We start from the raw sequence: 4686 nt of genomic DNA, 5'->3' as shown, positions 1-4686 counted from the left end.
TGGGTTGTGGTTTGGGTTTAGTTGTAGTGGGTTTGGTGAGTATTTTTTTTGTGTTGGCGGGGGTTATATGTGGCCGATTGTTGGCGGTGGATTGGTGTTGGTCTGGGGGTGTCTTTCCTCGCGAAATCGCGGTTTTTAAAGCCTAGAAATAAAGCGTTAATTTATAAAAAACTTCCATTTTAAACCCTCTATGGATGCTAACGACAGAAGACTGGTCTTAATGATTCTTGAGATGGCATTGATTTTAGGATAAGTTTCCAATTCTTTGTACACCCCATAAAATTCTCGGATGTTGATGATGTATCAAGACCCAATTGTAGAAGAGATTCACAGAATTCGTGAAGAATATTCACGGGGTCGTTCAACCACGACTTGAAAGCGATTTTCGCGGATTTGCAAAAGCAGCAAGCTGAGAGTGGCAGAAAAGTTGTCAACTGATCGCGCCAGCGTCATCTAACACCAAGTGGACCAGCAATAGAGCTTGATGAAGAGGCAACGGATACTAGGCTGTAGGGTGGGGAGGTTGCCTCAACACCTAGGGTCAATCACTGATTCTCTGAACGAGCCTCGGCAAAGTGTATTTGTAGGGGCGCAATGCGCCCCTACATGAAATAACGATTTATCAATTTGATGAGCAATTCTGGGCTTCGAGCATCCCCGCCCCTAAGTTGAAACGGCCCACCCTCACACTCGGTGGAAATTTCCATCTAATTTCCATATAATTTCCATCTACCCACTATGGAACTTCTCCCTCACTCTGCCTAAGCTGGACTTATCCAAATAGCCCAAGGAGACCGGACCATGAGTGTACGCCCGAAATACTCCCCCGCCCGACTCGATCGCCAACGCCGCCAACGACTGGAACGAGAACGCCGCCAGCGAGCCGAAGAAGAAGCCCGCCGCCGCCAACAAGCGGAAATCCGTGAGAAACAACGCCGCCTGGAAGCCCGTCGCCAGCAGGTGCAACAACAAGCCGCCAACCTCACCCGGGAACTCTCACAACAGCAACCTCACCTCTACCCCGAAGCGGCCCCAACCCTGCACCAGCAACTCCAGCAGCAACAGCAAACCCTCGCCAAGGCGACCTCAGAAGCCGCAGTGGGACAGGTTTCGCGGCAACTGGACCAACTGCAAACGGACCTGCAACGACATCTCGCCCAAAAACGCCGGGATGAGTTCGCCAAAAAACGTCAAGCGGAATGCGATCGCCAGCAGTTTGCCCTAGCCGAATTGCACCGTCAACTCGCCGAAATTCCCGACGGCACTAAGTTCGCCCCTCACTTGCAAGCAGATGTATCACAAAAGCTAAAAAATGTCAAGCAAATCATCCAATCCGGCGACCCCACCCGAGTCCGACAACCCCTGCAAGCGGCAGAACAGGCCCTAGACCAGTATCGCCAACAGGTGGCAGAACGTCGCGCCGACTGGCAACGCCGCCAAGGAGAAGCTCAAGAGAACCTGATCGCCTTGCAATCCCTGATCGCCGGACTGCAAGCGGACCCAGTGGTGATGCGGTGGCAGTCGGGAGCCATCGCCCAACTGGAACAGCAATGCCAAACTGCTGAACAGGCGATTTCCTCAGAACAGTTCGAGGAAATAACCCCCCTCCTGGCCGCTAGTCAACAGCAAAGCCAAATCCTCATCGACGCTGCCAACACCGCCCAACTGCAAGCGGACCAACGGGACTACATCGCCGACAGCATCGCCCAAAGCCTGGAATCCCTAGGATTCGGCATCATCTACCGTCAACCGGAACATCCCGAAAACCCCGCCAGTGCGGTGATTCTGGGAGCCGCCAGTCATGGAGGCAAAGGCATCAGCGTCAGCATTCCCACAGAAGGAGAAGTGTTCTATGACGTGGAAGGCTACAGCAAGCAAACCGCTGCCGCTGTCGGTGGAGGGTCAGCGGCAGTGTGCGATGAAGCCTCAACGGTCATCAGTGAGATGCACCACTGTCTCGAAGCCGAGTTTGGCATACAAATGGGCGAGTTGCAATGGGAAGGCAAAGACCCCAACCGCCGCATCCATCAAGCGGACAATCTGCCGCGCACCGATGCATTGCGCGTCCATCGCCGCGCCTGAACCTTCCGACCCCCCAGGACTTACGCCTATTTTCCGAAACAGCCTCTATGTAGGGGTTCTTGGACTAGCCCTGTCAAGGTGGTAAATTTAATGACGAAAAATCGTTGTTTTTTGTAGGGGTTTGGAGACCAAACCCTCTGATCTGATGTAGGGGTTTGGTTTCCAAACCCTCTTGATGGCGATCGCATTGCACCCCTACAAATACACCTTGACAGGGCATCGTTATTTCATGTAGTAGAAGGCGATCGCATTGCGCCCCTACAAATACACCTTGCACCTTGACAGGGCTATGGTTCTTGGACTCATTCGCGTACAGATATTTAAAGGAGTGCGAGCGTCTCGCTCGCTATTGACAAGAGCGAGCAAGATGCTCGCACTCCAAAAGAATGTACCTCATAAATCTAGAAATGGTAGATGTAGAGGCGAGAAAGCGAATCGCCCCTACATATTATATAGAAGTAATGCGTAAGCCCTACAGCCATGACTCACCTCACACAAACATTTAGCCGAGGACTTCATAATGACCATTTCCCTCATCTCCACCCGTTGGATTCGTGAATTCGAGAAACAACTTCAGCGCCGCCGCCACATTCTCCTCTATGGCAACATTCACGACCCCCTGATTTGGCGCGGTAACTATCTCTCAATCCATGATTTCCTCAGCGCCTACTTCCAAGACCTGGAATTTGACCTCAGCCTGTGTTACGACAGGATCGACGGGTTCAGCTTCCCCAACCCCGACCTAGAGCAACGCTTCCACGACTTAGCCCAACAACAGCTACAACGCCGTCACAGTCCCGCCGCCGCCTCTTTGGTTGCCAACGGCGCACCCCCGCGAGCCAATCCTGGTGCTGTCTTACAACAACGACTGGGCAATGCTGCCCTACAAAACCGCCTCCCCCCAGAAGAAGCCTTTGCCCAGTTACGCACTCTGGTCAAACAAACGGACCAATCCCTGGCGGCGGTGATTGATTTAGCCGATATGCTCACCGCCGACCCCGATCGCTATGGACAAGAGGAACGCAACCCCTTAATTCTCCTCCAACGCTGTACCCTGGAGGCGAGTATCCTGCGGGACGGTCCCCTCCAGGGCTATCGTAATACCATCGTGGTTCTCGCCAGCGATTTGAAACGGGTTCCGGTGTGGTTTTATACTCACAATCCCTATCTGACCTTGGTTCAAGTGACCTCTCCCAATAAGGCAGAACGCCAGTATTTTATACAACGCTTCGGCAGTAACTTTTATGGCGGACAAGACTTGCAATCCCACTCCCCCGATGGAACTTCCCTCTCACAACTCGACCAAGTGGCGGAGGAATTTGCCGAGTTAACTGATGGGTTCCAGACGATGGATTTAGAAGCGTTGCGGCTGAGATCGGTACAACAGCGTCTCCCCCTGAATCGCCGTCCGGTGATGCGGTTGGTGGATTTCTATAAGTTCGGACAGCTTGAGGAACCTTTTGAACAACTCAGCCGGGAGAAGGTCTCGGGTGCAACTGGGGAGTTATCCCAGGCGGTGATTGGACAACCTCGGGCGATCGCAGCGGTGACGGATATGTTGATGACTGCCAAGGTGGGAATTAGTCTCAATCATGTGAATGGTCGCAATAGTAAGCCCAAAGGTATCTTTTTCTTTGTCGGTCCCACGGGTGTAGGAAAAACCGAGTTAGCCAAGTCGCTGAGTCGTCTAATTTTTGGCGATGTGTCAGCGTTTGCTCGGTTTGATATGAGTGAGTATAAGGAAGAACATTCGGCAGAGAAATTAGCCTGGTCGCCGCCCGGGTTTGTGGGCTATGAGGAGGGGGGACAATTGACCAATCGGGTGTTGGAACGTCCCTATAGTATTTTGCTGTTTGATGAGATTGAAAAAGCTCATCCCCGGGTGTTGGATAAGTTTCTTCAGATTTTGGAGGATGGTCGTTTAACTGATGGCAAAGGACGGACGGCCTATTTCAATCAGACGGTGATTATTTTTACGAGTAATATTGGGGCGTCGGATTTAACGGATTCCCAGACGGGGGCGTTACTGCGTTCGGGAATTATGACTCAGGTTCAACAGCAAGGAACAGAGTTGTTCAGTTATGAGCAAGTGAATCAGCATTTTCGGGAGGGGGTGCGCTGGTATTTTTCCAGCCGGATTGGTCGTGCGGAGTTGTTGAATCGGTTTGGGGATAATATTGTGGTGTTTGATTTGTTGCGATCGCAGTTTGTCAGCCAAATTGGTCATAAGTTTTTGGGACAGTTACGGAATTCAGCAGCCCAAAAATATGGCTTGATGTTGCAGTTTGAGGGGTCGGTGATGAGGGTTTTGACGGCACAAATGCAGGAGGGAGATAATTTATTGTTTGGGGGACGACTGGTTAAAACTCTGTTGGAGTCTTGGGTGGAACGTCCCCTCAATCGTTGGCTGTTTGAGGAATATGGAAACTTGTCCGGGTTACGGGATTGTCATTTGAGGGTGGGTTTGACGGATGATGGGGAGTTACGGGTGGTGAGGGAGTCTCAAGGGTGATGGGAAACCCACCCCTAATTCATCCAAAGAGACCTCTCCCTAAATCCCTCTCCTAACTCATCCAAAGAGACCTCTCCCTAAATCCCTCTCCT

At 51.7% G+C, this 4686-nt stretch carries 2 protein-coding genes; both read left to right on the top strand.

Annotated elements, in window-relative coordinates; genetic code table 11:
- The first annotated feature begins 801 nt into the window (after positions 1-801).
- A complete protein-coding gene (locus tag J0895_RS24270; RefSeq protein ID WP_207090555.1) occupies positions 802-2082 on the top strand; it encodes a hypothetical protein in 1281 nt (426 codons plus the stop codon).
- 520 nt (positions 2083-2602) lie between these two features.
- A complete protein-coding gene (locus tag J0895_RS24265) occupies positions 2603-4594 on the top strand; it encodes an AAA family ATPase (protein ID WP_207090554.1) in 1992 nt (663 codons plus the stop codon).
- The last annotated feature ends 92 nt before the right edge of the window (positions 4595-4686 follow it).

The sequence above is a fragment of the Phormidium pseudopriestleyi FRX01 genome, assembly GCF_017313335.1.
GTDB lineage: Bacteria > Cyanobacteriota > Cyanobacteriia > Cyanobacteriales > Laspinemataceae > Laspinema > Laspinema pseudopriestleyi.
This window is presented reverse-complemented; position numbering and strand designations above follow the sequence as displayed.

Bases quoted from the DNA above. Each gene is read 5' to 3' on its own strand.
- J0895_RS24265 (WP_207090554.1), top strand. From the start codon at position 2,603: ATGACCATTTCCCTCATCTCCACCCGTTGGATTCGTGAATTCGAGAAA.
- J0895_RS24270 (WP_207090555.1), top strand. From the start codon at position 802: ATGAGTGTACGCCCGAAATACTCCCCCGCCCGACTCGATCGCCAACGC.